Genomic DNA, 25071 nt, shown 5'->3' with positions numbered 1-25071 from the left:
CGTCCGGCAGGCGGTGGCGCGGCTTTCCGGGTGCGACGGTGCCGCTTTCACGGTGCGGGCGCCTCGGGTGTGGCCTGGTCGGCGGCGTCCTCGTCGCCGTAGGCGGTCTCGAAGGGCTGAGCGTCCAGACCCTGTTCGGTCAGCCAGCGCACCAGCACCGGCACGCTGCCGTGCGTCACACGGATGTGTTCGGCCCCGGTCGCTTTGATGGCGCTCATCAGCCCCGGCCAGTCAGCGTGGTCCGACATGACAAAGCCCCGGTCCACCCCGCGCCGCCGCCGCGTGCCGCGCACCAGCATCCAGCCGCTGGCAAAGGCGTCCACCGCGTCGGCGCCGAAGCGCTGCATCCACGGTGTGCCCTGGGCCGAGGGTGGGGCCACCACCAGCGCGCGCCGCAGCGCGGTCTTGTCCAGTTCGGTCACGCGGTGCGTGGGCGGCAAACCCACACCGGCCGCGCGGTACACCGCGTTCAGCGGCTCCACCGCACCGTGCACGACGATGGGGCCGATGCTGGCGTCCACCCCGTGCAGGAGGCGTTGGGCCTTGCCGAAGGCGTAACACAGCAGCACCGAGGCGCGGCCCGCGTCGGCATTGCGGCGCCACCAGGCGTTGATCTGCCCGAACAACACCGCTTGCGCGGGCCAGCGGTAGATGGGCAGGCCGAAGGTGCTTTCGGTGATGAAGGTGTCGCAGCGCACCGGCTCGAAGGGCGTGCAGGTGCCGTCGGCCTCGGTCTTGTAGTCGCCAGAGGCCACCCACACCCGGCCGCCCTGTTCCAGCCGCACCTGGGCCGAGCCCAGCACGTGGCCTGCCGGGTGCAGCGACAGGCGCACGCCGTGGTGTTCGATCACCTCGCCGTAGTCCAGCGTCTGCAGGGGGATGTGGTCGCCCAGCCGCTGGCGCAGCGTGCCGGCGCTGTGGATGTGCGCCAGGTAGTGCGCATGGCCGGTGCGCGCATGGTCCGAATGGCCGTGCGTGATCACCGCTCGATCCACCGGCCGCCAGGGGTCGATGAAGAAGTCGCCCGCCGGGCAGTAGAGGCCTTCGGGGCGGGCGACGATGAGGTCGGCAGGGGCGGCCATGGTGCCCGGCAGTGTGCCGCAAGTCCGGCAGGGCCAGGCTCAGGGCGCGCCGTAACCGTGCTGCAGGTGGGCCCAGTCGTCCTCGCGCCAGTGGAAGGGCTGGCGGCGGCCGGCTTCCTTGCGCAGCGAGCGCTGCAGGCGCGCCAGGTTCTGCGCTTTCCAGGCCGTGCCCGGGCGCAGGCCGCATTTGTCGAAGTCGACGATCCAGGGCTGGCCGTCGGCATCGAGCAGCAGGTTGTGGGCGTTCAGGTCGGCGTGGAACACCTGCCGGTCGTGCAGTTGCCGGATGGCGCGGCCCAGGGCCTGCCATTCGGCGGCTGACAGCGGGGCGTCGTCCAGCCGCTGCACCACGTTGCGGGTGCCCGGCAGCAGCCCGACCTGGATGTCGGCCTGGTAGGTCAGCGGACCCCGGCGGGTGAACAGCGCCGCGACCGGCCGGGGCACGGGCAGGCGCCAGTGGCGCAGCAGCCGCAGCAGGGCGTATTCGCGCATGGCGCGGCTGGCTTCGGGGCGCTCGCGCCAGAAGCGGTCTTCGCTCAGCCGGGCCATCAGGCCGCCGCGGCGGTAGTGGCGCAGCAACACCGGCACCCCGTCCTGCGTCAGGCGGTGCACCTGGCCGCGGCCGCTGCCGGTGGCCAGGGCATCGGCCTGGGGCGGGGGCACGAACTGCGCGGCGCCGAGGCCCTGGGGCAGCAGCACGCCGTCGTGCCAGACGACGCTGCGCACGCCGGTTTGCACCGCCACCGGGGTGAGGGCGGCAGGGTCGTCGCCGGCCCACAGCGGGGCCAGCCATTGCAGCGTGCGGTCGGTGGCGCCGCGGTGCGCGCGGGTGAAAGCGCGGGCGCGTTCACCCAGGGCGCGCATGCCGTCCGGGTCGGCCAGGCCGTGGTCGATGGCGCTCAGCAGCGCGGCACCATCGGCCACCCGGCGCCCGGCATCGGCGGCCACCACGGCCTGGTAGAGCGTGTCGAAATTGAAGGTGTGCGGCCCGAAGAACACCGGCTTGCCGGCGGCCATGGCTTCCAGCGCGTTGTGGCCCCCGATGGGGGCCAGGCTGCCACCGACGAAACACACGGCGGCCTGGGCGTACCAGTGCGGCAGTTCGCCCATGGTGTCGGCCAGCAGCACCGCGGTGTCGGGGCCGGGATGTTCGCCCCGGCTGTGGCGCACGAAGGCGATCCGGCGCGCCAGCAGGTCCTGGGCCACGGCCTCGAAGCGCTGGGGATGGCGTGGCACCAGCACCAGCAGTGCGCCGGGGTGGCGCTGCGCCAGCGCTGGCCAGCCGGCCAGCAGGGCGGCTTCTTCGGCCGCGTGCGTGCTGCCTGCCACGACCACGTGGCGGCCGGCGAGCCCGGGTGCCGGGGTGGCGGCGGGCGGTTCGGGCAGGTCGAACTTGAGGTTGCCCGCGGTGTGCAGCCGCTCGGGCGGCACGCCCAGCCGGGCGAACCGGTCGCGGACCTCGTCATCGGCCGCGATCACCTGGGCCAGTTGCGGCCAGATCGGGCCGAACAGGCCCCGGGCCCTGGCGTGCCCGCGGGCCGAGCGTTCGGACAGCCGGGCATTGACCAGGGCCACCGGGATCACGCGCTGTCGGCACTGGTGCAGCAGTTCCGGCCAGATTTCGCGCTCCAGCAGGATCACCCGGCCGGGTTGCAGGCGGTCCAGAAAGCGGCGCACCGCGCCGGGCGTGTCCAGCGGCAGGTGCACGTGGCGCAAGGCGTCGCCGAAATGCCGGCGCAGCGTGTCGGCGCCGGTGGGGGTGGTGGTGCTGAGCGTGATCGTGTGGTCGGGCCACTGGCGCCGCAGCGCTTCGATCAGCGGAATGGCGGCCTGCGATTCGCCGGCCGATGCCGCGTGGATCAGCAGGCCGCCGAAGGACGACGGCCGTGCTTCGACGAAACCCAGGCGTTCGCCGAACTGGCGCCGGTAGCCGGGCTCGCGCAGGCCGCGCCAGGCGATCCAGCCGAGCGCGGGCCACAGCGCCAGCCGCATCGCGGCGCGGTAGAGGTGGTGCTGCCAGCCGGGGCCGCTCATGAGCGCCGTGCTCAGAGGGGACGGCCGGCGCGCCGGCCTGGCCGAGCCACGGGCGCCGCGCAGCGGCGCAGGGTCAACCGGCTCATTGCCAGTGTTCGGCGACCCAGGCGGTCGGCAAGACGCGGCGGTACCACTTGCCGCTGTCGCCCCGGATGGCATCGGGCGGGTTGGGTTTGCCGTGGAAAGCGATCACGCGCGCGCCGTCGGGGATGATGGGCGGCTCGAACCAGCCGCGCAGACCCGGGCGCATGCAGTGCCGCTTGAAGCTGCGGCACCAGGCGTCGGGCCAGAAGCTGACCTTGCCCTGGCGGCCGAGGAAGCCGGTGATGAATTCCTGCTCATTGCGCACGGCCTGGGTGCACTTCGGGTACTCGTTCTTCAGGTACGCCAGCGCGTCCGCGTGGGCGCCGATGGTGTACAGGTAGACCGAGGTGTTGCCGGTGCCGTCGTTCTTGTCCCATTCGCGGATCACGGTGAATTCACCGGGCGCATCGAAGAACGGGTCGAGGCTGTCGACGATGACGATGTCCAGATCCAGGAACAGCGTGCGGCCCTGCAGGTCGTACAGCGGGCTGGCGAAGCTGGTCAGCTTGAGCCAGCCGTGCGCGAAGCTCCAGGGCTGGCGCTGGTCGAACTCGTCAAAGCCGATGGCGGGGATGGGGAACACTTCGACCGCCGAGTCGATGCCGTCGGCATCGTCGGTGAGGCAGACGAAGCGGTGCGGACGCCGCAGGTGGCGGCGGACCATGCTGTGCAGTTTGTTGACGTATTCGGGGCCGTACTTCTTGCCCCATTTGATGCACAGCACGTTGACCGTTGGCTGCATGGAAACCTCTGCTGTTGGGCGGCCGCGGGCCGGAAACGGCGCGCGGCGCGGGTGGGCAGTTTAGCGCAGCCCGGGCGCCGGCCGGCGCGGGCTCAGGGCACCAGCAGGGCGTTGACGGCCTGCAGGTCTTCGCCTTTGAGCTGGCCGCTGGCCTGCTTCAGGCGCAGGCCACCGATCAGCACGTTGTAGCGGGCGGCGGCCAGGTCGCGTTTGGTCTGGAACAGCTGGCTCTGGGCGTTGAGCACGTCGATGTTGATGCGCACACCCACCTGGTAGCCGAGCTGGTTGGCTTCGAGGGCGCTCTGGCTGGAGGCTTCGGCCGCTTCCAGGGCCTTGACCTGGCTCTGCCCCGACAGCACGCCAAAGTAGGCGCTGCGGGTGGCCTGCGCGACGCCGCGCCGGGCGGCTTCGAGGTCGGTGCGGGCCTTGTCTTCCAGCGCCAGGGTTTCCTTGATGCGGTTCTGCAGCGCACCACCGGCGTACAGCGGCAGGTTGAACTGCAGGCCCACGGTGCCGGTGTTGTTGCGCACGTAACCGGGGATCGCGCTGCTCGACGACGGGCCGCGGGCCACCTGGTACTGGCCGATCAGGTCCAGCGTGGGCTTCTCGCCGGCCTTGGCCTTTTCGGTCTCCAGGCGGGCGATTTCCAGGCCTTGCGTGGCTTGCAGCACGCTCGGGTGCGTGGTCTCGGCCAGGCCCACCCAGGCCTGCGGATCGGCGGGTGCCAGGGCCGGCAGCGCCACCGGCACAGCCAGCGGCTTGGGCGCCACGCCACTGCGGCCGACCAACTGGTCGAGCGCGAGCTTCTTGACCCGCAGATCGTTTTCGGCGGCGATTTCCTGCGCCAGCACCAGGTCGTAACGGGCTTGGGCTTCGCGCGAGTCGGTCACGGTGGAGGTGCCGACCTCGAAGTTGCGCTTGGCGGCCGCGAGCTGTTCGGCCACGGCGGCTTTCTGCGCCTGCACGAAGGTCACGGTGTCCTGCGCGGCCAGCACATCGAAGTAGGCCTGCGTGGTGCGCACGATCAGTTCCTGCTCGGCGGCCTGCAGCTGGGCTTCGGCCACGCTCACCGACAGCCGGCCCTGTTCGGCCGCAGCGCTGTTGGCGGGGCGGTACAGCGGCTGGCTGGCCGAGAGCGTGACGGCCTGGTTGTTGTAGCTGCCGTCCAGCACGTTGGCCGAGCTGTTGCGGTCGGACCAGGTGGCGCTGCCGCCCAGGCCCACCTGCGGGCGCACCCCGGCGCGGGCCTGCTCGGCCTTGGCCAGGTTGGCGTCGTACTGGGAGCGGGCCGACAGGTAGGTGGCGTCGAAACCGCGCGCGGCTTCGTACAGGTCGACCAGGCTCTGGGCCTGTGCACCGCTGCTGCCGGCCCACGCCAGCAACGCAGCCAGCGCAAGGCGCCGGGAGGGAACAAGGCGGGGGCGGCGGGTGGGGGCGGCGGTCATGGAGAAGCGTCCTTCGGTGTCGGCGGTGCGGTTCGGGTGATCGGCAGACAGGCTCAGTACTGCGGCACCGAGCGGTCGCGCTCGTGCGACCAGGCGTCGATGCCGCCCTGCACGTTCACCACCCGGGTAAAGCCCTGATCGGCCAGGAAATAGGCCACCTGCGCGCTGCGTGCGCCGTGGTGGCACAGGCAGGCGATGGGCTGGTCGCGGTCCAGTTCGGCAAAGCGCGCGGGCACGCTGCGCATGGGCATGTGCACCAGATCGAAACCCTCGGCCGGCGGGACGCTGGCGGTCTGGAATTCCCAGGGCTCGCGCACGTCCAGCAGCACGGGGCGCGCGGCCGGCTGGTCCTGGCCGGCCTGGGCCAGCCAGTCGTCGAATTGGGCAGGGCGGATGGCGTTCATGGTCAGAAGCTGAACCGGGAGGGTTCGGGGAAGTTCCGCAGGCGGGGAGCGATGGTGTCCCAGGGCTGGGCGGTCACGAAGCTGGCGTCACCGGTGCGGGTGATGAAGGTGGCGCGCATCATCGGCTCCTGGCCGACCACGGCCGCCAGGCGGCCGCCCGGGGCGAGCAGCGACAGCAGGGCGGCGGGCACCTCGGCGACCGAACCGCTGAGCAGGATCGCGTCCCACGGGGCTTCGGTGGCACAGGCGGCAAAACCGCTGGCAGCGGCGTCGGCCGCACGCACTTCGGCGTTGCCGATGCCGGCCTGTTGCAGGCGGGTGCGTGCCGCAGCGGCCAGGGTCTCGTTGATTTCCAGCGACACCACGCGCTGGGCCAGGCTGGCCAGCAGGGCGGCCTGGTAGCCGCTGCCGGTGCCGATTTCCAGCACCTTGTCGGTGGGTTTGATCGCCAGGTCCTGCAGCAGGCGGGCTTCGACGCGCGGCGCCAGCATCACCTCGCCGTCGACAGCGGGGCTGCCCAGGGGCAGTTCCATGTCGACATAGGCCAGGGCCTGGTGCCCGGCGGGCACGAACTGGTCGCGCCGGACGCGGTCCAGCAGCGCCAGCACCACCGGGTCCAGCACATCCCAGGGGCGGATCTGCTGTTCGATCATGTTGAAGCGAGCGTGGTCCAGGCTCAGGGAGGACGAAGAAGTCATTTGATACTCCGGTGGGTATATTATGCGATGCTCAGCCATTTTAGCGGCCGGGCTCCTCAAAGCCTTGTGACAAACGGGGTTGTGGCGCACCGGCCGGCCGCAGGCGGCGGCGCAGCCAGCCGGCCAGGTCGTCGAGGTAGCCGTAGACCACCGGCACCACCACCAGCGTGAGCAGCGACGAGGTGATGACCCCACCGATCACCGCCTGGCCCATGGGCGCGCGCTGTTCCGAGCCCTCGGACAGCGCGAAAGCCAGCGGCACCATGCCGAAGACCATGGCCAGCGTGGTCATGAGGATGGGGCGCAGCCGCACCTTGGCGGCCAGCAGCAGGGCGCTTTCACGGTCCATCGGCGGCTGTCCGTCCAGGCCCTGGCGCGCGCGGATGGCGAAATCCACCAGCAGGATGGCGTTTTTGGTCACCAGGCCCATGAGCAGCACGATGCCGATGACCGAGAACATGCTCATGGTGGAGCCGAACATCAGCAGGGCCAGCACCACGCCGATCAGCGTCAGCGGCAGCGAACTCATGAGCGCCAGCGGCTGTACGAAGCTCTTGAACTGGCTCGCCAGGATCATGTAGATGAAGATGATGGCCATGGCCAGCGCCGAGACGGCGTAGCCGAAGCTCTCCTGCATGTTCTTGGTGGAACCGCTGAATTCCGTGCGGTAGCCGGGGGGCAGGGCGATGCCGTCGAGCACCTGCCGGATCTCGGCCGACACTTCGCCGGCCGAGCGGCCGTAGGCGTTGGCGCTGATGCTGACCTCGCGGTTGAGGTTGCGGCGGTTGATCTGGTTAGGGCCGGTGCCCTCGATCACGTCGGCCACCTGGGCCAGCCGCACCACGCGGGCCGAGCCGTCGGTGTTGCTGCCCACGACCAGCGGCAGGCTGGCCAGATCGCTGGTGCGCTCGCGCTGGGTGGCGGCCAGGCGCACGTTCACGTCGTAGCTTTCGCCGTCCTGCGCGCGCCAGTTGCCCACGGTCTGGCCGGCGACCAGGGTGCGCAGGCTGGCGGCCAGCGCGGCGTTGTTGAGCCCGGCGTCGGAGGCCAGGTCGCGCCGAAGCACCACGTCGACCGTGGGCTTGTCGGGCTTGAGGCTGGCATCGAGGTCGACCAGACCGGGGATGGTGCGGATGCGCTCCAGCACCAGGCTCGACAGGCGCTGGAGCTCGTCCAGATCGTCGCCCTGGATCGAAAATTCGACCTGCTTGCCGCCGCCGACCGGGTCGAGCAGGCCGGCGTGGGTGACGGTCACGCCCGGCACGCTGCGCAGGCGTTCGCGCAGCCTGGCCGCCATGGCGTCCACATTGAGCTGGCGCTGCTGTCGGTCGACCAGGCGCACATAGGTGCTGGCGTACATCTTGCCCTGCGCGTTGCCGGTGTTGATGGTGGTCAGCGTGTAGCGCACTTCGGGGAATTCGCGCAGCAGCGCCTCCACCTCGCGCGCCTTGGCCTCGGTGGCTTCGAGCGACGAACCCACCGGGGTGTGGAAACTGATGCTGGCCTCCGAGAAGTCGGCCTTGGGCACGAATTCGGTGCCCAGCAGCGGCAGCATGAACAGGCTGCCCACCAACGTGGCGGCCGCCAGTGCCAGGGTCGCGAGCTGGTGGCGCAGCGACCAGCGCAGCGCGCCCTGGTAGGTTTCGGTCAGGTCGTCCTGCACGCGGTCGAACCAGGCCGTGACGCGGCCGATGCTGCGGTCGTAGAGGCTGCGGCGCGCACCGCCCGGCTGGCCGTGGTGTTCGATGGCCGGGTCGTGCCAGACGCTGGAGAGCATGGGGTCGAGCGTGAAGCTCACGAACATCGAGATCAGCACGGCCGCCACCATGGTGATGCCGAACTCGTGGAAGAACTTGCCGATGATGCCGCCCATGAAGCCGATGGGCAGGAACACCGCCACGATGGACAGCGTGGTCGCCAGCACCGCCAGGCCGATCTCCTGCGTGCCGTCCATGGCCGCGTCGTGCGGTGTCTTGCCCATCTGCACGTGGCGCACGATGTTTTCGCGCACCACGATGGCGTCGTCGATCAGCAGCCCCACCGACAGCGTCAGCGCCATCAGCGTGATCATGTTGATGCTGAAGCCGAACAGGTTCATGAAGAAGAACGTGCCGACCAGCGCAATGGGCAGCGTCAGCCCGGTGATGACCGTGGAGCGCCAGCTGTTGAGGAACAGGAAGACGATCAGCACCGTGAGGATGGCGCCTTCGATCAGGGTCTGGCGGACGTTGTTGACCGACACGCGGATCGAGCGCGAACCGTCGCCGATGGGTTCGAGCCGCACGCCGGGTGGCAGCTCGGCCTGCATCTGGGCGAGCACGGCGTTGAGGCCGTCGACCACCGCGATGGTGTTTTCGTCCTGCGCCTTCTGCACCTGCAACAGCAGCGTGCGCTGGCCGTTGTAGAGCGCCAGGCTGTCGACCTCTTCGGTGGCGTCGCTGATCCGGGCCAGTTGGCCCAGGCGCACCGGGCTGCCGCCGCGCCGCGCGACGATGATCTGCGCGAAGTCCTGCGGCTGCTGCTGGCGCGCCAGCACCTGCACGACGCGCTCGCGCTCGGCCGACTGCAGCGTGCCCACGGGCAGGTCCTGGTTCTCGCTGCGCACGGCGGCGACCACCTGGTCGGTCGTCACACCCAGCGCCTCCATGGCGGCCGGGTCGAGGTCGATGTTGATCGCCCGGCTCGTGCCGCCGACCAGGGTCACCGAACCGACGCCACGCACATTCTCCAGCCGCTTCTTGAGCGTCTGCTCGGCCCAGGTGGTCAGCGCCGCAGGCGTGGGGGCCGCATCACCCCCGGCGCCGGGCCGCCCCAAGCCGGGGGTAGCCCCCTCGGGGGGCAGCGAACCCTGCGCAGCGGGGAGCGTGGGGGCCATATCCGGCACCACCGCCACCGACCAGATGGCACGCGCCGCCGGGTCGAAGCGCAGCACCCGGGGCTCTTTCACCTCGTCGCGCAGCGTGGGCTTGAGGATGGCGATCTTTTCGCGCACGTCCTCGGCGGCCTTGCGCCCGTCGATGTGGAGCTGGAACTCGATGATCACCACCGACTGCCCCTCGTAGCTGCGCGAGCTCAGGCTGTTGATGCCGGCGATGGTGTTGACCGATTCTTCGACCTTCTTGGTTACCTCGGATTCGATGATCTCGGGCGAGGCGCCCGGGTATTCGGTGGTGACCACCACGACCGGGAAGTCGATGTTGGGGAACTGGTCCACCTTCAGGCGCTGCAGGGCGAACAGCCCGAGCACCACGAAGGCCAGCATGACCATGGTCGCGAAGACCGGATTGCGCAGGGAGACGCGGGTGAACCACATGGTGCGGCGCGGCGGTCAGCGGGGGGTACCCAGGCGCACGGTGACGCCGTTCCGGATGGCGCCCACCCCGGCGCGCAGCACCTGATCACCGACCTGGAGGCCGGGCTGGTCCTGCACCACCAGCATGGGCTCGCCGTCCAGGCTGGCCTGGCGCTCCAGCCGCACGGGCACGTGCACCACCTGCTGCTTTTCGCCGGCTTGCCGCAGCGCCTGCACGTACGGGGTGGGCTGGTCGTTGCGGACGGTGGACAGCGGCAGTGCGGCGGCGTGCAGTTTCAGGGTTTCGATCTGGCCTTGCACGAACAGGCCCTGGCGCATGCCGGCCACGGCCGGCACGTGCAGGTAGACCAGCACGCTGCGGCTGCCTGCCTGCACGCTGGGGTTGATGCGGGTCACGGTGGCCGGCACCGGCTGTGCCAGGCCTTCCACGGTCAGGCGCGCCGGCTGCCCGGCCTGCACCGCGGCGGCGTCGGCGGGGGCCAGCGCGGCTTCCACCTCGAAGGCGGAGAGGTCCACGACTTCCAGCACGCGGGCGTCGACCCCCACGCGTTCGCCGTTCTGCACCAGCCGTGCGGCGATCTGGCCGGTCAGCGGCGAGCGCAGCGAGGTGTCGTCCAGCCCCTTGCGCGCGATGTCCAGCGCCGCGAGCGCGGCGCGGTGGCTGGCTTCGGCGGCGTTCAGGTTGGCGGTGGTGGTGTCGAGCGCGGTCGCCGAGATGAAGCCCTGTTTGACCAGGGCCTGGTTGTTGTCGAGGTTGCGGCGGGCGATGGCGACCTGTGCTTCGGCCGAGCGCGCCTGCTCCAGCGCCTGGCGCACGCGCGCCTGGGCTTCGGTGCTGTCGATGCGCGCCAGCACCTCGCCCGCGCGCACCGCTTCACCTTCGCGCTTGGTCAGGCCTTGCACCTCGCCGGCGACCCGCGCCTTGATGGCTGCGGTTTGCATCGCCTTGAGGGCGCCGGACACGTTCACCGCCTGCACCAGGTCCAGCGTCTGCACGGCCACGGTGTCGCCAGCGGCCAGTTCGTAGGTGGGCGGCTGCTGGAGCGTGGCGGCTGCGGCCTGCGCCGATTCGCGCTGCGTGGCGCGCTTTTGCAGTGCGCGGGCCACGCCGACGGCGATGGCGGCCACCAGCAGCGCCAGCAGGGCCCATTTGAACCAGCGGGGGTATCGGGAGGGAGGGTGCGTCATGGGGCGGTGCGTTCGGTGGGGGTGTCCGGGGTGGCGAGCATGCCGCGCAGCAGCAGGTCGATCTGGCTGTCCAGGAAAGCTTTGGGGTCAAACTGTTTGTCGGCCGGGAGGCACACGGCCATGGAGTGCTTCCACATCAGCAGGAAGATCATGGGCGCGATCAGGCTGTAGACCGCGAGCTCCAGGTTCAGCGGTCGGAACTCGCCGCTGTCCATGCCATGCTGCAGCACGCGGCGCAGCAGGTGGTCGCCGGGCTCGATGACCTCTTGTTCATAGAAGGCGGCGATTTCCGGGAAGTTGCGCGCCTCGCTCATGATCAGCTTGGTGATGCCCGAGGCCGGCGTCATGCCGATGCGCTCCCACCACGAATGCAGGCCGTAGCGCAGCAGCTCGGCGCTGCTGCCTTCGAACGCGTCGAGTTCCTGGTTCCATTCGTCCAGCCGGCCGGCGATGGTTTCGCGCACCACGGCCTTGAACAGGTCTTCCTTGCTGGGGAAGTAGAGAAACAGCGTGCCTTTGGACACCCCGGCCCGCGCGGCGACTTCTTCGACGCGGGTGGCCGCAAAGCCTTTTTCGACAAACAGCGCCAGCGCGGCGTCCAGCAGTTCGCCCGGGCGGGCTTCCTTGCGGCGCTGACGGGCGGAGGGGGACGGGAGTGTAGGCATATTAATGACCAATCAGTCATTAATATACCCCAATCCCCTCAGGGCCGGGGCTCCGCCTCTTCGAAGCGGTCGACCAGCCGCAGCGGCCGGAACGCCCAGGCCCAGGCGCCCACCACCACCAGCGTGCACAGCCCACCGGCCACCGCTGCCGGCACCACGCCCAGCCAGGCGGCGCTGGTGCCGGCGCGGAATTCGCCCAGTTCGTTGGACGAGCCAATGAACAGCATGTTCACCGAATGCACGCGGCCGCGCATGTCGTCCGGCGTGGCGAACTGCACCAGCGCGCTGCGGATGTAGACGCTGACCATGTCGGCCATGCCGGCCACCACCAGCGCCGAGAACGACAGCCAGAACCAGGGCGACAGGGCAAACACCAGATTGGCCACGCCGAACAGGCCGACGGCCACGAACATGGTGCGCCCGACGCGGCGGTTGAACGGCCGCAGGCTCAGGTACAGCCCGGCGGCCACCTCGCCCAGTGCGATCGCGCTGCGCAATGCGCCCAGGCCGGCGGGCCCCACGTGCAGCACCTCCTGCGCGTAGACCGGCAGCAGGGCGACCACGCCTCCCAGCAGCACGGCGAACAGGTCCAGCGAAATCGTGCCCAGGATGATGGGGCGCGAGCGGATGAAGCGGATGCCGGCACCGAAACGCGTCCACAGGCTGCCCGTCGCTGGGGCGGCCGCGGCCACCGGAGCGACGGCCACGCGCGCAAGCAGCAGCGTGCCCAGCAAGAAGCTGGCGAGGCAGGCGGCATAGGTCAGGCTGGCCCCGCCCAGCGCGTACAGCACGCCACCCAGCAGGGGCCCACCGATGCCGGCCACCCGCATCAGCATGCTGTTGGCCGCGATCGCCTGCGCCAGCTGCGCGCGCGGCACCACCTGCGGCAGCAGGCTTTGCAGTGCCGGCCCGGAAAATGCCCGCGCGCAACCGTAGAGCACCAACACGGCATAGATGCCCGAGACCCCGGCCGCACCGTGCCCCGACAGCCACCACAACCCGCCGCTGCACACCGCCCCCACCGCCCAACTGATCGCCAGGATGGGCTTGCGCGGCCAGCGGTCGATCACGTCACCGGCCGGCAGCAACAGGCACAGCATGGGCAGGAACTGGGCCAGCCCCACGTAGGCCAGCGCCATGGGGTCGCGCGTGAGGTCGTACACCTGCCAGGCCACGACCACGGCCTGCACCTGGGTGGCGAACACCGCCACCGCGCGGGCGATCAGGAAGGCCAGAAAACCGGGGTGGCTGTAGACGCTGCCCGGAGGGGCGTCTGCGGGCGCGGTGTCGGCAAGGGTGGAAGGCGGCAACGGGCGAAAGGCGGTGGTGTCCGGCGGACGGGGCGCGCCATTTCACCACGCCGGCATGTGCGGTCCGCCGGACCACTCCGCATGCCCGAGCGCTCCTATGGGCGATTCAGTCGCGTTGAGCCGACGGGTCAGAAAGTCCGGCCGAGGCCACCGTCAGTGCCGCGCCGTCGTGCGAGGTCAGCGCGTTTTTCAGGGCGAGCGAGCCGCGGATCAGTTCGCGAACGCCGCAATCCCGGTGATCGCCCGGCCCAGGATCAGTGCATGCACATCGTGCGTGCCTTCGTAGGTGTTCACCACCTCCAGGTTCACCAGGTGGCGGGCGACCCCGAATTCGTCGCTGATCCCGTTGCCGCCCATCATGTCGCGGCTCATGCGGGCGATGTCCAGCGCCTTGCCGCAGCTGTTGCGCTTGAGGATGGAGGTCAGTTCCACCGGGGCGCTGCCTTCGTCCTTCAGGCGGCCCAGGCGCAGGCAGCCCTGCAGGCCCAGGCTGATGTCGGTCAGCATGTCGGCCAGCTTCTTCTGGATCAGCTGGTTGGCGGCCAGCGGGCGGCCGAACTGCTGGCGGTCCAGCACGTACTGGCGGGCGCGGAAGTAGCAGTCTTCGGCGGCACCCAACGCCCCCCAGGCGATGCCGTAGCGCGCGCTGTTCAGGCAGGTGAACGGGCCCTTCAAGCCGCGCACGTCGGGGAAGGCGTTTTCTTCCGGCACGAACACCTCGTCCATGACGATTTCACCGGTGATGGAAGCGCGCAGGCCGACCTTGCCGTGCACCGCCGGGGCGCTCAGGCCCTTCCAGCCCTTTTCCAGAATGAAGCCGCGGATCTGGCCGCCGCCGTGGTCATCGGTCTCTTTGGCCCAGACCACGAACACGTCGGCGATGGGGCTGTTGGTGATCCACATCTTGGCCCCGGACAGCCTGTAGCCGCCGTCGACCTTCTTGGCGCGGGTGATCATGCTGCCGGGGTCGCTGCCGTGGTTGGGTTCGGTCAGGCCGAAGCAGCCGATCCATTCACCGGTGGCCAGCTTGGGCAGGTACTTCTGCTTCTGTGCCTCGCTGCCGAATTCGTTGATTGGCACCATCACCAGCGAGCTCTGCACGCTCATCATGCTGCGGTAGCCGGAGTCCACACGCTCCACTTCGCGCGCCACCAGGCCGTAGCAGACGTAGTTCAGGCCGGCGCCGCCGTACTGCTCGGGGATGGTCGGACCCAGCAGGCCCAGTTCGCCCATCTCGCGGAAGATGGCCGGATCGGTGGTTTCGTTGCGGAAGGCCATCTGCACGCGTGGCAGCAGCTTTTCCTGGCAATAGGCGCGGGCGGCTTCCTGCACCTGGCGCTCGTCGTCGGTGAGCTGGGCGCTGAGTTGGAAGGGGTCTTCCCAGCTGAAGCGGGCTTGGTTCGATGCCATGGGGGTCTCCGTTGGAAATCGGGAATGTCTCGGGCTGGGCGAGATTGTGGCGGCGTCATGAATAGCTGTCTAATATGGATTGCCGATTGATCAATATGTGTATCAGATTCATGGAATTCCGCCACCTGCGCTGTTTCACCGTGCTCGCCGAGGAGCTGCACTTCAGCCGGGCGGCCCAGCGTCTGGCGATGACGCAACCGCCGCTGTCGATGGCCATCCAGCAGCTGGAAGCCGACGTGGGCGCGCGCCTGTTCGAGCGAAACAGCCGGGGCGTGGCGCTCACGGCCGCCGGCCGGGCTTTTCTGCCGCGCGCGCAAGCGCTGCTGGGGCAGGCGGCGCTGGCCGCGCGGGAGGCGCGCGACGTGGGGCAGGGGCTGGCAGGGCAGTTGCAGATCGGTTTTGCCGGCACGGTGCTGTACCGGGGGCTGCCGCAGGTGCTGCGCGACTTTGCGGCGGCGCACCCCCGGCTGCGGCTGGCGCTGCGAGAGCTCAGCAGCAGCGAACAGCTGGTGGAACTGGTGCACGACCGGCTGGACCTGGGCTTCGTGCACACCACGCGCGTGCCGGCGGGCTTTTCGCAGATCCTTGTCTCCAGCCAGCCCTTCATGGCCTGCCTGCCGGCGGGCCATGCGCTGGCCGGCCACCAGCGTTTGCCGCTGGCTGCCTTGAAGGACGCGTCGTTTGCGATCGTGATGCGCGACGTTTCGCCCGACTACCACGACCGCATCCTCGCCGCCTGTGCCGACGCGGGGTTCGAGCCCGCGCTGGGCTTCGAGCTGCGGCACTGGCTGAGCGTGGTCTCGGTCATCGCGCAGGGCCTCGGCGTGGGCCTGGTGCCGGCGGCGCTGCAGCAGGCGGGCCTGCCGGGCGTGGTGTTTGTGCCGTTGGAGCGGCCGCTGGCCCCTTACGACACGCACTGCCTCTGGCGCACCGGGCGCGATGGCGCGGCGCAGGGCGCCCTGGGTGCGCTGGTGGCTGCGGTGCGCGAGGTGGCGGCCCGGCCCGGTTGAGCCAACGGCAGCGGGCTCAGCGCTCGGCCGCCGTTGCCGGCGACCAGCACGACCACACGCTGCGGGGCGATGCGGGCCGGGCCGGCGGCGGCGCTTCGCGCACCGTGCCCAGGCTCACGAAGCCGGCCAGGTATTCGTGGTGGCGCAGGCCCAGCGTGCGCAGCAGCACGGGGTCGTGGCAGCGTTCACCCGACAGCACGATGGCGCCGAACCCCAACTGGTGCGCGGCGTTGAGCAGGTTGCCCAGGGCCGCGCCGGCACCCAGCCACTGCTCGCGCACCGGCACCGCGCTGCGCGGCTGGGGCGCGACCACGAAACCCAGCAGCACGGGGGGCAGGATGGCGTGCTCGCGGGCGCGCCGCAGGTCCTCCGCGGGGGCCATCGGGTCGCGGCGGCGCTTTTCCTGTTCGAAGGCGTCGGCCAGCGCCGGGCGCAGTGCCGCGGGGAACTCGATCACGCGCCAGGGCCGCAGGCCGCCGTGGTCGGGCGCACGCAGGGCGGCCTGCAGCATGGCTTCGAGCGCGGCCGCATCCGGCCCGGGCGCGACCAGCCGTTTGGGCGAGACCGAGCGCCGACCGAGCAGGCCGGCCAGGGCGTCGTCCCGCAAGGCCGGTGCGGCGGTCATCGGCTGGCGGCAGTCGCCGGTTCGAGCGTGTCGCGGTGCGCGATCACCGCTTGCTTGACGATGGGCAGCAGGCCTTCACCGTCATGCGCATCGAGGTGGGCGAGCAGTTCGCGCCGCATGCGCGGTTCCCAGAACTTGCGCAGGTGCGTGGCGATCTCTTTCGACGCCTCTGCCTGGTCGGGCATGGATTCGAAGAACTGGCCGATCCGGTTGGCCATGTGCAGCAGGTTGTGGATGTCCATGGGTCAACGGGCAGAAAGGGGGCGGACGGCGGGCAGGCCGCGGCGGAAGACGCGGGCGGGGGTCATGGGCCGACCGCCTCGGTCTTGCGCCCGCGCCCCTGCGCCAGCAGGTCGAGCTGCTGGCGGTTGAAGTCGGCGTAGCGCTGCTGCCATTCCGACGGCTGGATCACCTTGGACACCTGCACCGCCGTGACCTTGTATTCGGGGCAGTTGGTGGCCCAGTCGGAGCTGTCGGTGGTGATGACGTTGGCGCCCGACTCGGGGAAGTGGAAGGTGGTGTAGACCACGCCCGGCTGCATGCGGTCGCTGACCTCGGCGCGCAGCACGGTCTGGCCGGCGCGGCTGGTCACGCCAACCCAGTCGCCGTGCGCGATGCCGCGCTCTTCGGCGTCATGTGCGTGGATCTCCAGCCGGTCTTCGTCGTGCCACTGGTTGTTGGGCGTGCGGCGAGTCTGGGCGCCCACGTTGTACTGGCTCAGGATGCGGCCGGTGGTCAGCAGCAGCGGGTAGCGGCCATTGACCTTCTCTTCACTGGGCACGTACTGCGTGTTGAAGAAGCGCCCCTTGCCGCGCACGAAGCGGTCGATGTGCATCATCGCCGTGCCGGCCTCGTCGGTGGTCTCGTTGCAGGGCCACTGCACGCTGCCCAGGCGCTCGATCTTCTCGTAGCTCACACCGGCAAAGCTGGGGGTCAGCAGCGCGATCTCGCGCATGATCTCTTCGGGGTGCGCGTAGTGCATGGGGTAGCCCAGCGCGTTGGACAGCTTCATGGTCGCTTCCCAGTCGCCCACGCCGGAGAGCGGCGGCATGACCTGGCGCACGCGGCTGATGCGGCGCTCGGCGTTGGTGAAGGTGCCGTCCTTTTCCAGGAAGGAACTGCCCGGCAGCAGCACGTGCGCGTACTTGGCGGTCTCGTTGAGGAAGATGTCCTGCACCACGATGCAGTCCATGGCCGACAACGCCGCGGCCACGTGCTGCGTGTTGGGGTCGCTCTGCACGATGTCTTCGCCGACGCAGTACAAGCCGCGGAAGCTGCCGGCCAGCGCGGCTTCGAACATGTTGGGTATGCGCAGGCCCGGTTCGGGGCTGATGTCCACGCCCCAGGCGGCCTCGAACTGGCTGCGCACCGTGGTGTCGCTGATGTGGCGGTAGCCCGGCAGCTCGTGCGGGAAGCTGCCCATGTCGCAACTGCCCTGCACGTTGTTCTGGCCGCGCAGCGGGTTCACGCCCACGCCTTCGCGCCCGACCATGCCGCAGGCCATGGCCAGGTTGCAGATGCCGATGACCATGGTGCTGCCCTGTGCGTGCTCGGTCACGCCCAGGCCGTAGTAGATGGCCGAATTCGGGCCGCTGGCGAACAGCCGCGCGGCGCGCCGCACGTCGGCTGCCGGCACGCCGGTGACGGCCTCAAAGGCCTCGGGCGAGTTCTCCGGGCGTGCCACGAATTCGCGCCACTCCTGGAAGCTCTTGGTGTCGCAGCGTTCGGCCACGTAGGCCTCGTTGACCAGGCCTTCGGTCACGACCACGTGCGCCATGGCGGTGATGACCGCGACGTTGGTGCCCGGCCGCAGCGCCAGGTGGTGGTCGGCGCGGATGTGGGCGGAGTCGACCAGCTCGATGCGGCGCGGGTCGACCACGATCAGCTTCGCCCCTTCGCGCAGACGCTTCTTCATGCGCGAGCCGAACACCGGGTGGGCGTCGGTGGGGTTGGCGCCGATGACCATGATCACGTCGGCCTGCTCCACCGACTTGAAGGTCTGCGTGCCGGCCGAGGTGCCGAAGGTCTGGCCCATGCCGTAGCCGGTGGGCGAGTGGCAGACCCGGGCGCAGGTGTCGACGTTGTTGGTGTTGAAGGCGGCCCGGATCAACTTCTGGACCAGGTAGACCTCTTCGTTGGTGCAGCGGCTGGACGTGATGCCGCCCACCGAGTCCTTGCCGTGCTGCGCCTGGATGGCCTTGAAGCGCTCGGCGGCGAAGCCGATGGCTTCGTCCCAGCTCACTTCGCGCCAGGCGTCGGTGATCTTCTCGCGCACCATGGGCTTGGTGATGCGGTCCTTGTGGGTGGCGTAGCCCCAGGCGAAGCGGCCCTTCACGCAGGAATGGCCCTCGTTGGCCTTGCCGTCCTTCCACGGCACCATGCGCACCACCGTGTTGCCCTTCATCTCGGCCTTGAAGCCGCAGCCCACGCCGCAGTAGGCGCAGGTGGTGATGACGCTGTGCTCGGGCTGGCCGAGTTCGATGACGGTCTTTTCCTGCAGCGTGGCCGTGGGGCAGGCCTGCACGCAGGCGCCGCAGCTCACGCAGTCGCTGTCCATGAAGGGCTGGTCCTGGCCGGGCGAGACGCGGCTCTCGAAGCCCCGGCCCGAGATCGTCAGCGCGAAGGTGCCCTGCGTTTCTTCGCAGGCGCGCACGCAGCGGTTGCAGACGATGCACTTGCTCGCGTCGTAGGTGAAGTAGGGGTTGGACTCGTCCGGCTTCGCTTTCGTGTGGTGGGCGCCGCACACGCCGTCCACCGCCTCGCCCGCGACGCCGTAGCGCACGTTGCGCAGGCCGGTCACGCCGGCCATGTCCTGCAGCTCGCAGTCGCCGTTGGCGGCGCAGGTCAGGCAGTCCAGCGGGTGGTCGCTGATGTAGAGCTCCATCACGCCCTTGCGCAACTGCTGCAGTTTGGGCGTCTGCGTGCGCACCACCATGCCGGCTTCGGCCGGTGTGGTGCAACTGGCGGGAAAGCCGCGGCGGCCGTCGATTTCCACCAGGCACAGGCGGCAGGAACCGAACGGCTCCAGGCTGTCGGTGGCGCACAGCTTGGGCACCTGGATGCCGGCGTCCACGGCGGCGCGCATCAGCGACGTGCCCTTGGGCACGTCGACGCGGTTGCCGTCGATGGTCAGCGACACGGTCTCAAGGGAGCGGCTCGGCGGCGTGCCGTGGTCGATCTCGGGGGTGTGGTGGTGCAACATCGTGGGGCTCCTTCCGGTCGTGTCAGGCGGCTTTTTCGCTCGGTGGGGCGATGCCGAAGTCCTCGGGGTAATGGTCCAGTGCGGAGAGCACGGGGTAGGGCGTCATGCCGCCCATGGCGCAGAGGCTGCCGCCCAGCATGGTGTCGCACAGGTCGCGCAGCAGGTGCACCTGTGCCATCTTGCCCCCTGCAGCTGACGCTTCTCCCCCCAAGGAGGACGCTGCCGCTTGGGAGCGGCCCGGCGCGGCAGCCTTGTTCTGGCCTTGGGTGATGCGGTCGATCACCTCGACGCCGCGCGTGCTGCCGATGCGGCAGGGTGTGCACTTGCCGCAGCTCTCCAGCGCGCAGAACTCCATGGCGTAGCGGGCCAGCGCCGCCATGTCGGCGGTGTCGTCGTGCACCACGATGCCGCCATGGCCTACCACCGCGCCGAAGGCGGCATAGGCTTCGTAATCCAGCGGTTCGTCCCATTTCGATTCGGGCACGTAGGCGCCCAGCGGGCCGCCCACCTGCACCGCCTTGACGGGCCGGCCGCTGCGGGTGCCCGCGCCGAAACCGTAGAGCAGCTCGCGCAGCGTGAGGCCGAAGGCCTTTTCGACCAGGCCGCCCTGTTTCACGTTGCCCGCCAACTGGAAGGGCAGCGTGCCGTGCGAGCGGCCGACGCCGAAGTGGCGGTAGAAATCGGCGCCGCGCGCCAGCACCACCGGGACGGTGGCCAGCGTGATGACGTTGTTGATCACCGTCGGCTGGCCGAACAGGCCTTCCAGCGCTGGCAAGGGTGGCTTGGCGCGCACCACACCGCGCTTGCCTTCGATGCTTTCGAGCATGGCGGTTTCTTCGCCACACACGTAGGCGCCGGCGGCCTTGCGCACTTCCAGGCGGAAGGCGCGGCCATGGCCGCAGACGTTGTCGCCCAGGAAACCGGCGGCGGTCGCGCGCCGGATCGCTTCGCGCATGGTGGCCACCGCGTGCGGGTATTCGCTGCGGATGTAGACGTAGCCCATGGTGGCACCCACCGCCAGCCCGGCGATCGCCATGCCTTCGATCAGCATGTAGGGGTCGCCCTCCATCGTCATGCGGTCGGAGAAGGTGCCCGAATCGCCTTCGTCGGCGTTGCAGACCACGTACTTCTGCGCCGCGGTCGCACCGGCCACGGTCTTCCACTTGATGCCGGCCGGGAAGGCTGCGCCGCCGCGGCCGCGCAGGCCCGAGTGCGTGACCTCGTTGACGATGGCTTCGGGGGTCATGCCCGACGCCCGCCGCAGGCCGGCCCAGCCGTCGTGGGCTTCGTAATCGGCCAGCGACAGCGGGTCGGTCACGCCCATGCGGCGGAAGGTCAGGCGCTCCTGCAGCGCCAGGAAGGGAATCTGTTCGGTGACGCCGTGGCGCAGCGCATGCGCGCCGCCGTCCTGCCAGCCGGCATCGAACAGGGCGGGCACGTCTTCAGGCGCCACGGGGCCGTAGGCCACGCGGCCGGCCGGTGTGGCCACCTCGACCAGCGGCTCCAGCCAGAACAGGCCGCGCGAGCCGTTGCGCACGATGCTCACCGCCAGGCCGCGCTGCCGCGCTTCGGCCGCGATGGCGGCGGCCACCTCGTCGGCCCCCACGGCCAGGGCCGCAGAGTCGCAGGGCACGTAGAAGGTCACGGCCGTCATGGTGCCACCTCCGCCGTGTCGGCCACATGGGCCAGCAGGCTTTGCAGGCGCGCGGGGGTCACCCGCGCGTGCAGCTTCTCGCCGATCTGCACCGCCGGCGACGAGGCGCACAGGCCCAGGCAGTACACCGGCTCCAGCGTCACCGCGCCGTCGGCGCGGGTGCTGTGGCGTTCGCAGCCCAGCACGCGTTCGGCCAGTGCCAGCAGTTCTTCCCCGCCACAGGCCTGGCAGGCTTCGGCGCGGCATACCTGCACCACCTGCCGCCCGGGCGCTTCGCGGCGGAAGAAGTGGTAGTAGGTGATGACGCCGTGCACCTCGGCTCGCGAGAGGCCGAGCGCGCGCGCGATGGCGGGCACCACGTCGTCGGGCACGTGGCCCAGCGCGTCCTGCACCGCGTGCAGCAGGGGCAGGAGGGCGCCAGGCTGGTCGCGGTGTTCGGCGATCAGCGCGGACACCGTGGCCAGGTCTTGGGCGGAACTGGGAATGAGCTTCATGCGATGCGGGGCCTCGTGGGGCGGCCTGTGGTCGGGGTCAGTGGAAGAACTTGGCGGCGCTCAGCAGGGTGCGGTAGACGCCCCAGGCCAGCGGGACGCCGATGGCGGCCCAGGCCAGCCAGACGAACACCGGGTTGGTGGCGTGGTAGGCCGCATGGCTTTCTCCGACCTCGTTGGCGGCGGCGCGTTCCCGGGCTTTGCGGTTTTCCTGCGCGAGTTCGGCCTCGGTCATGAAATGCTTGTCGGCCACCGGGCGGATCAGCAGGTTGCAGATCAGGCCGAGCACCAGCATCCCGACCAGGATGTACATGGTCTGGTTGTAGACCTGTTCGCGGGGGATGCCCAGACCGAGCTGATAGTCGCGCATGTAGTTCACCACCACGGGGCCCAGAATGCCTGCGGTCGCCCACGCGGTCAACAGGCGACCGTGGATAGCGCCCACCATCTGCGTGCCGAACAGGTCGGCCAGGTAGGCCGGCACCGTGGCGAAGCCGCCGCCGTACATGCTCAGGATGATGCAGAACGCGGCCACGAACAGCAGCTGGCTGCCGGCACCGGCGCTGGCCGGGATGCTGAAGTACAGCAGGCCGCCGAGGACGAAGAAGATCGAATACGTCATCTTGCGGCCGAAGCGGTCGGACAGGCTGGCCCAGAAAAAGCGGCCGCCGATGTTGAACAGGCTCAGCAGCGCGGTGAAACCGGCGGCCACGCCCGCGATGGCGGTGAGCTGGGCCTTGTCGAGCTCGCCGAACTTGGCGGCCTCACCGATGAGCGAGCCGCCGAACACTTCCTGCAGCATGGGGCTGGCCATGCCGATCACGCCGATGCCGGCCGACACGTTCATGCACAGCACCATCCACACCAGCCAGAACTGCGGAATGCCCCAGACCTTCTTCACGTGCACGTGGCCGTGGGTGATCATGGCCTTGCTCTGGCCCTGCACCGGCGGCGTCCAGCCGGCGGGCTTCCAGCCGTGGGCCGGGATGCGGTAGCCGAAGGCGCCGATCAGCATCGCCACGATGTAGAGGACGCCCATGACGACGAAGGTTTCCCACACGCCGACACTGGTCGGGGTGGCAAAGTGCTTCATCAGCTCGGCCGCCAGCGGCGAGCCGATCATGGCGCCGCCGCCAAAGCCCATGATGGCCATGCCGGTGGCCATGCCGCGCTTGTCGGGGAACCACTTGATGAGGGTGCTCACCGGCGAGATGTAGCCCAGTCCGAGCCCGATGCCGCCGATGATCCCCGAGCCGAGGATCATCATCCAGAACTGGTGCAGGTACACGCCCAGGGCCGAGAACAGCATGCCGCCGCCCCAGCAGAAGGCCGCCAGCACGCCCACCTTGCGCGGACCGACCCGTTCGAGCCAGCCGCCCCAGATGGCGGCCGACAGGCCCAGGAACACGAAGAACAGGGTGTACATCCAGCCCAGGGTGGAGATGGTCCAGTCGCACTGGGTGGTGAACAACTGGCCGAAGAAGCCGACCTCCGGCCCGCACTTGATCGATTCCTTGATGCCCAGCGCCTTGGACAGCGGCAGCCAGAACACCGAAAAGCCGTAGGCCATGCCGATGCACAGGTGGATGGCCAGGGCCGCCGGCGGTACGAGCCAGCGGTTGAAGCCGGGTGCTGCGATGATGCGTTCCTTGGAAAGGAGTCCGCCATCGGGATGGTCCAGGGTGCCAGCCCCGGGGATGTTCACTGTTGACATCTTGTCTCCTGCTGAAGGGTTCGTCATTCGGGAGGGAATGCGGCCGGTATCTGCCGGCGGGCGCATATTGGCAAGGGTCGCGCGTTTGCTCAATATGAAGTCCGACGCCCTGTGCAATGGCAGTCCACTTCCTAAGTGATAACCCGGTAAGGTGCGCCAGCCCAGCAATGACACGATCCACGACTTTGACAGATAGACCCACGATGAAGCAGGTTTCCATTCGCCCGGTCTGGACCATCCAGGACCCCGACGGGCCTTCGCTGCCGTCCCGGCTCATCGAACTGCTGGTGCAGGTGTCGGAAACCGGCAGCCTGCTGCTGGCGGCGCGGCAACTGGGGCTGTCGTACCGCCGCGCCTGGGACCTGGTGCGCGACGGGGAAGCGCAATTCCACACCCCGCTGCTGCTGATGGAGCGCGGCCGGGGCTCGACCCTGACCGATCTCGGGGCCCGCATCGTCTGGGCCGACCGGCGCATCCACGCGCGTCTGCGGCCGGTGCTGGAGAGCCTGTCGTCCGAACTGGCCGAGGAGCTGCGCAGCGCCCTGCAGGAAGCGCCGGCGGCGCTGCGCCTGCACGCCAGCCACGGTTTCGCCATCGAGCGCCTGATCGAGCGGCTGGAGCACGATGGCCTCAAGCTCAACTTCAGCTACGCCAGTTGTTCCGCCGCCGCCGCCGCGCTGCGCGAAGGCGAGTGCGACATGGTGGGCATGCACCTGCCCATCGGCGCCATGGAAGCCATGGCCGTGCAGCACTACCGGCCCTGGCTGCAGGGCATGGGCCTGACGCTGGTCCACATCGCCACCCGGCGCCAGGGGCTGATGGTGCGGCCCGGCAATCCCAAGGAACTGTTTGCGCTGGCCGATCTGGCGCGGCCGCAGGTGCGCTTCATCAACCGCCAGTCCGGTTCGGGCACGCGGCTGCTGCTCGAAGGCCTGCTGCAGGCGCAGGACGTCGACCCGATGCAGATTTCGGGCTTCGAACACGGGGAATACACCCACGCGGCCGTGGCCGCCTACGTGGCCAGCGGCATGGCCGACGTGGGCTTCGGGCTGGAGCCGCCAGCGCGCCACTTCCGGCTCGACTTCGTGCCCGTGGCGACCGAGCGCTACTTTCTGCTCTGCCGCAACGATGTGGTGCCCACCGCCGCGGCGCAGAAGGTGTTTGCGGTGCTGCGCGACCCGAGCTTCCAGGCGACGCTGGCCAGCCTGCCCGGCTACGACCCCAGTGCCGCCGGCACGGCGATGCCGCTGGCCCAGGCGTATCCGGCCCTGGCCGAGCCTGTGGAGGTCGCGGAACCCGCGCTCTCGGTGGTGACTCCAAGAACTCCCTCGGCTTCAAGGAAATCGGCATGAATCCATCCACCCTGGTGCTCGGAGGCGGTTGCTTCTGGTGCACGGAAAGCGTCTACAAAGCCGTGCGCGGCGTGCTGGACGTGGAATCCGGCTATAGCAACGGGCAGGCGGCCCAGCCCAGTTACGAGGCCGTGTGCACCGGGCGCACCGGTTGCAACGAAGTGGTCAGGCTGGTGTACGACCCGGCCCAGGTCAGCACCCGCCAGTTGCTGGAAATCTTTTTCGTGGTCCACGACCCGACCACGCTCAACCGCCAGGGCAACGACGTGGGCACGCAGTACCGCAGCGGCATCTACTTCACCACCGAGGAGCAGCGCGCCACCGCGCAGGCACTGATCGACGAGCTGACGGCCGACAACGCCTTCGGCGCGCCGATCGTGACCGAGCTGCTGCCGCTGGCGAATTACTGGCCGGCCGAGGACTACCACCAGGACTTCTTCGAACGCAACCCGTACCAGGGTTACTGCATGGCGGTGGCGGCGCCCAAGGTGGCGAAATTCCGCAAGACCTTCGCGGCGCTGGCCAAGGACTGAGTAACCGTCTTGGAAGTCAAGCGCTGTGAAGCGATTTGTCCCAAGGTTTGCCAGTTCGGACCATGGCATTGAGCGTGGTCAGCAGCTTGCGCATGCAAGCGACCAAGGCGACCTT

The 25071-nt window shown here is 69.6% G+C and carries 20 protein-coding genes and 1 pseudogene; 3 read left to right on the top strand and 18 right to left on the bottom strand.

What is annotated here, in order from left to right:
* Window positions 1-47: 47 nt before the first annotated feature.
* From L0977_RS02000 to L0977_RS01950, 11 genes are all read right to left on the bottom strand, one after another.
* Entirely contained in the window at window positions 48-1082 is a 1035-nt protein-coding gene (locus tag L0977_RS02000; RefSeq protein WP_234262980.1) for a ligase-associated DNA damage response exonuclease, read from the bottom strand.
* Between the two features lie 39 nt (window positions 1083-1121).
* Window positions 1122-3116, bottom strand: coding sequence for a 3-deoxy-D-manno-octulosonic acid kinase (locus tag L0977_RS01995; protein ID WP_234262979.1), 1995 nt, complete (start codon window positions 3114-3116; stop codon window positions 1122-1124).
* A gap of 82 nt (window positions 3117-3198) precedes the next feature.
* Complete coding sequence (locus L0977_RS01990; protein WP_234262978.1) at window positions 3199-3942, bottom strand: glycosyltransferase; 744 nt, start codon at window positions 3940-3942, stop codon at window positions 3199-3201.
* 92 nt (window positions 3943-4034) lie between these two features.
* Window positions 4035-5387: a TolC family outer membrane protein gene (locus L0977_RS01985; protein WP_234262977.1), complete on the bottom strand. Its 1353-nt coding sequence runs from the start codon at window positions 5385-5387 to the stop codon at window positions 4035-4037.
* A 53-nt stretch (window positions 5388-5440) separates the two neighbouring features.
* A complete protein-coding gene (locus L0977_RS01980; RefSeq protein WP_234262976.1) occupies window positions 5441-5791 on the bottom strand; it encodes a rhodanese-like domain-containing protein in 351 nt (116 codons plus the stop codon).
* A 2-nt stretch (window positions 5792-5793) separates the two neighbouring features.
* Window positions 5794-6489 carry a protein-L-isoaspartate O-methyltransferase family protein gene (locus tag L0977_RS01975; RefSeq protein WP_234262975.1) on the bottom strand — a complete coding sequence of 232 codons (696 nt, stop codon included), beginning with the start codon at window positions 6487-6489 and terminating at the stop codon, window positions 5794-5796.
* A gap of 40 nt (window positions 6490-6529) precedes the next feature.
* A complete protein-coding gene (locus tag L0977_RS01970; RefSeq protein ID WP_234262974.1) occupies window positions 6530-9802 on the bottom strand; it encodes an efflux RND transporter permease subunit in 3273 nt (1090 codons plus the stop codon).
* Window positions 9803-9817: 15 nt separating this feature from the next.
* Window positions 9818-10990 carry an efflux RND transporter periplasmic adaptor subunit gene (locus L0977_RS01965; protein ID WP_234262973.1) on the bottom strand — a complete coding sequence of 391 codons (1173 nt, stop codon included), beginning with the start codon at window positions 10988-10990 and terminating at the stop codon, window positions 9818-9820.
* Window positions 10987-11655, bottom strand: a complete 669-nt coding sequence (locus tag L0977_RS01960) for a TetR/AcrR family transcriptional regulator (protein ID WP_234262972.1) — start codon at window positions 11653-11655, stop codon at window positions 10987-10989. The genes L0977_RS01965 and L0977_RS01960 overlap by 4 nt, the downstream gene beginning before the upstream one ends.
* 38 nt (window positions 11656-11693) lie before the next feature.
* The gene (locus L0977_RS01955) at window positions 11694-12965 is read right to left on the bottom strand and encodes an MFS transporter (RefSeq protein ID WP_370465316.1); all 1272 of its coding nucleotides are present in this window, start codon (window positions 12963-12965) and stop codon (window positions 11694-11696) included.
* Window positions 12966-13175: 210 nt separating this feature from the next.
* Entirely contained in the window at window positions 13176-14375 is a 1200-nt protein-coding gene (locus L0977_RS01950) for an acyl-CoA dehydrogenase (RefSeq protein ID WP_234262971.1), read from the bottom strand.
* Between the two features lie 110 nt (window positions 14376-14485).
* On the opposite strand from L0977_RS01950, the gene L0977_RS01945 reads away from it, so the two are divergent.
* A complete protein-coding gene (locus L0977_RS01945) occupies window positions 14486-15385 on the top strand; it encodes a LysR family transcriptional regulator (RefSeq protein ID WP_234262970.1) in 900 nt (299 codons plus the stop codon).
* Between the two features lie 16 nt (window positions 15386-15401).
* On the opposite strand, the gene L0977_RS01940 is transcribed toward L0977_RS01945, so the two are convergent.
* From L0977_RS01940 to L0977_RS01915, 6 genes are all read right to left on the bottom strand, one after another.
* A complete protein-coding gene (locus L0977_RS01940) occupies window positions 15402-16010 on the bottom strand; it encodes a nitroreductase family protein (RefSeq protein ID WP_234262969.1) in 609 nt (202 codons plus the stop codon).
* A complete protein-coding gene (locus L0977_RS01935) occupies window positions 16007-16252 on the bottom strand; it encodes a formate dehydrogenase subunit delta (protein WP_234262968.1) in 246 nt (81 codons plus the stop codon). Before L0977_RS01935 ends, L0977_RS01940 begins: the two co-directional genes overlap by 4 nt.
* A gap of 62 nt (window positions 16253-16314) precedes the next feature.
* A complete protein-coding gene (gene fdhF / locus L0977_RS01930) occupies window positions 16315-19212 on the bottom strand; it encodes a formate dehydrogenase subunit alpha (RefSeq protein WP_234262967.1) in 2898 nt (965 codons plus the stop codon).
* A gap of 22 nt (window positions 19213-19234) precedes the next feature.
* Window positions 19235-20866, bottom strand: coding sequence for a formate dehydrogenase beta subunit (locus tag L0977_RS01925; protein ID WP_234262965.1), 1632 nt, complete (start codon window positions 20864-20866; stop codon window positions 19235-19237).
* Entirely contained in the window at window positions 20863-21360 is a 498-nt protein-coding gene (locus L0977_RS01920; protein WP_234262964.1) for a formate dehydrogenase subunit gamma, read from the bottom strand. The genes L0977_RS01925 and L0977_RS01920 overlap by 4 nt, the downstream gene beginning before the upstream one ends.
* Before the next feature lie 37 nt (window positions 21361-21397).
* Complete coding sequence (locus tag L0977_RS01915) at window positions 21398-23071, bottom strand: OFA family MFS transporter (RefSeq protein ID WP_234262963.1); 1674 nt, start codon at window positions 23069-23071, stop codon at window positions 21398-21400.
* A 203-nt stretch (window positions 23072-23274) separates the two neighbouring features.
* On the opposite strand from L0977_RS01915, the gene L0977_RS01910 reads away from it, so the two are divergent.
* Both L0977_RS01910 and msrA read left to right on the top strand, forming a co-directional pair.
* On the top strand, window positions 23275-24423 hold the full coding sequence (locus L0977_RS01910) for a substrate-binding domain-containing protein (protein WP_234262962.1): 1149 nt from the start codon (window positions 23275-23277) through the stop codon (window positions 24421-24423).
* Complete coding sequence (gene msrA / locus L0977_RS01905) at window positions 24420-24956, top strand: peptide-methionine (S)-S-oxide reductase MsrA (RefSeq protein ID WP_234262960.1); 537 nt, start codon at window positions 24420-24422, stop codon at window positions 24954-24956. Before L0977_RS01910 ends, msrA begins: the two co-directional genes overlap by 4 nt.
* A gap of 16 nt (window positions 24957-24972) precedes the next feature.
* Here the strand turns inward: msrA and L0977_RS01900 are convergent.
* A pseudogene (locus tag L0977_RS01900) lies at window positions 24973-25071 on the bottom strand (IS110 family transposase); the annotation flags it as partial.

Source organism: Hydrogenophaga sp. NFH-34, assembly GCF_021401345.1.
In the GTDB taxonomy this organism is placed as follows: Bacteria; Pseudomonadota; Gammaproteobacteria; order Burkholderiales; family Burkholderiaceae_C; genus Hydrogenophaga; species Hydrogenophaga electricum.
Note: the sequence above shows the minus strand (reverse complement) of the source record. Positions and strands in the feature narration are given on the sequence as shown.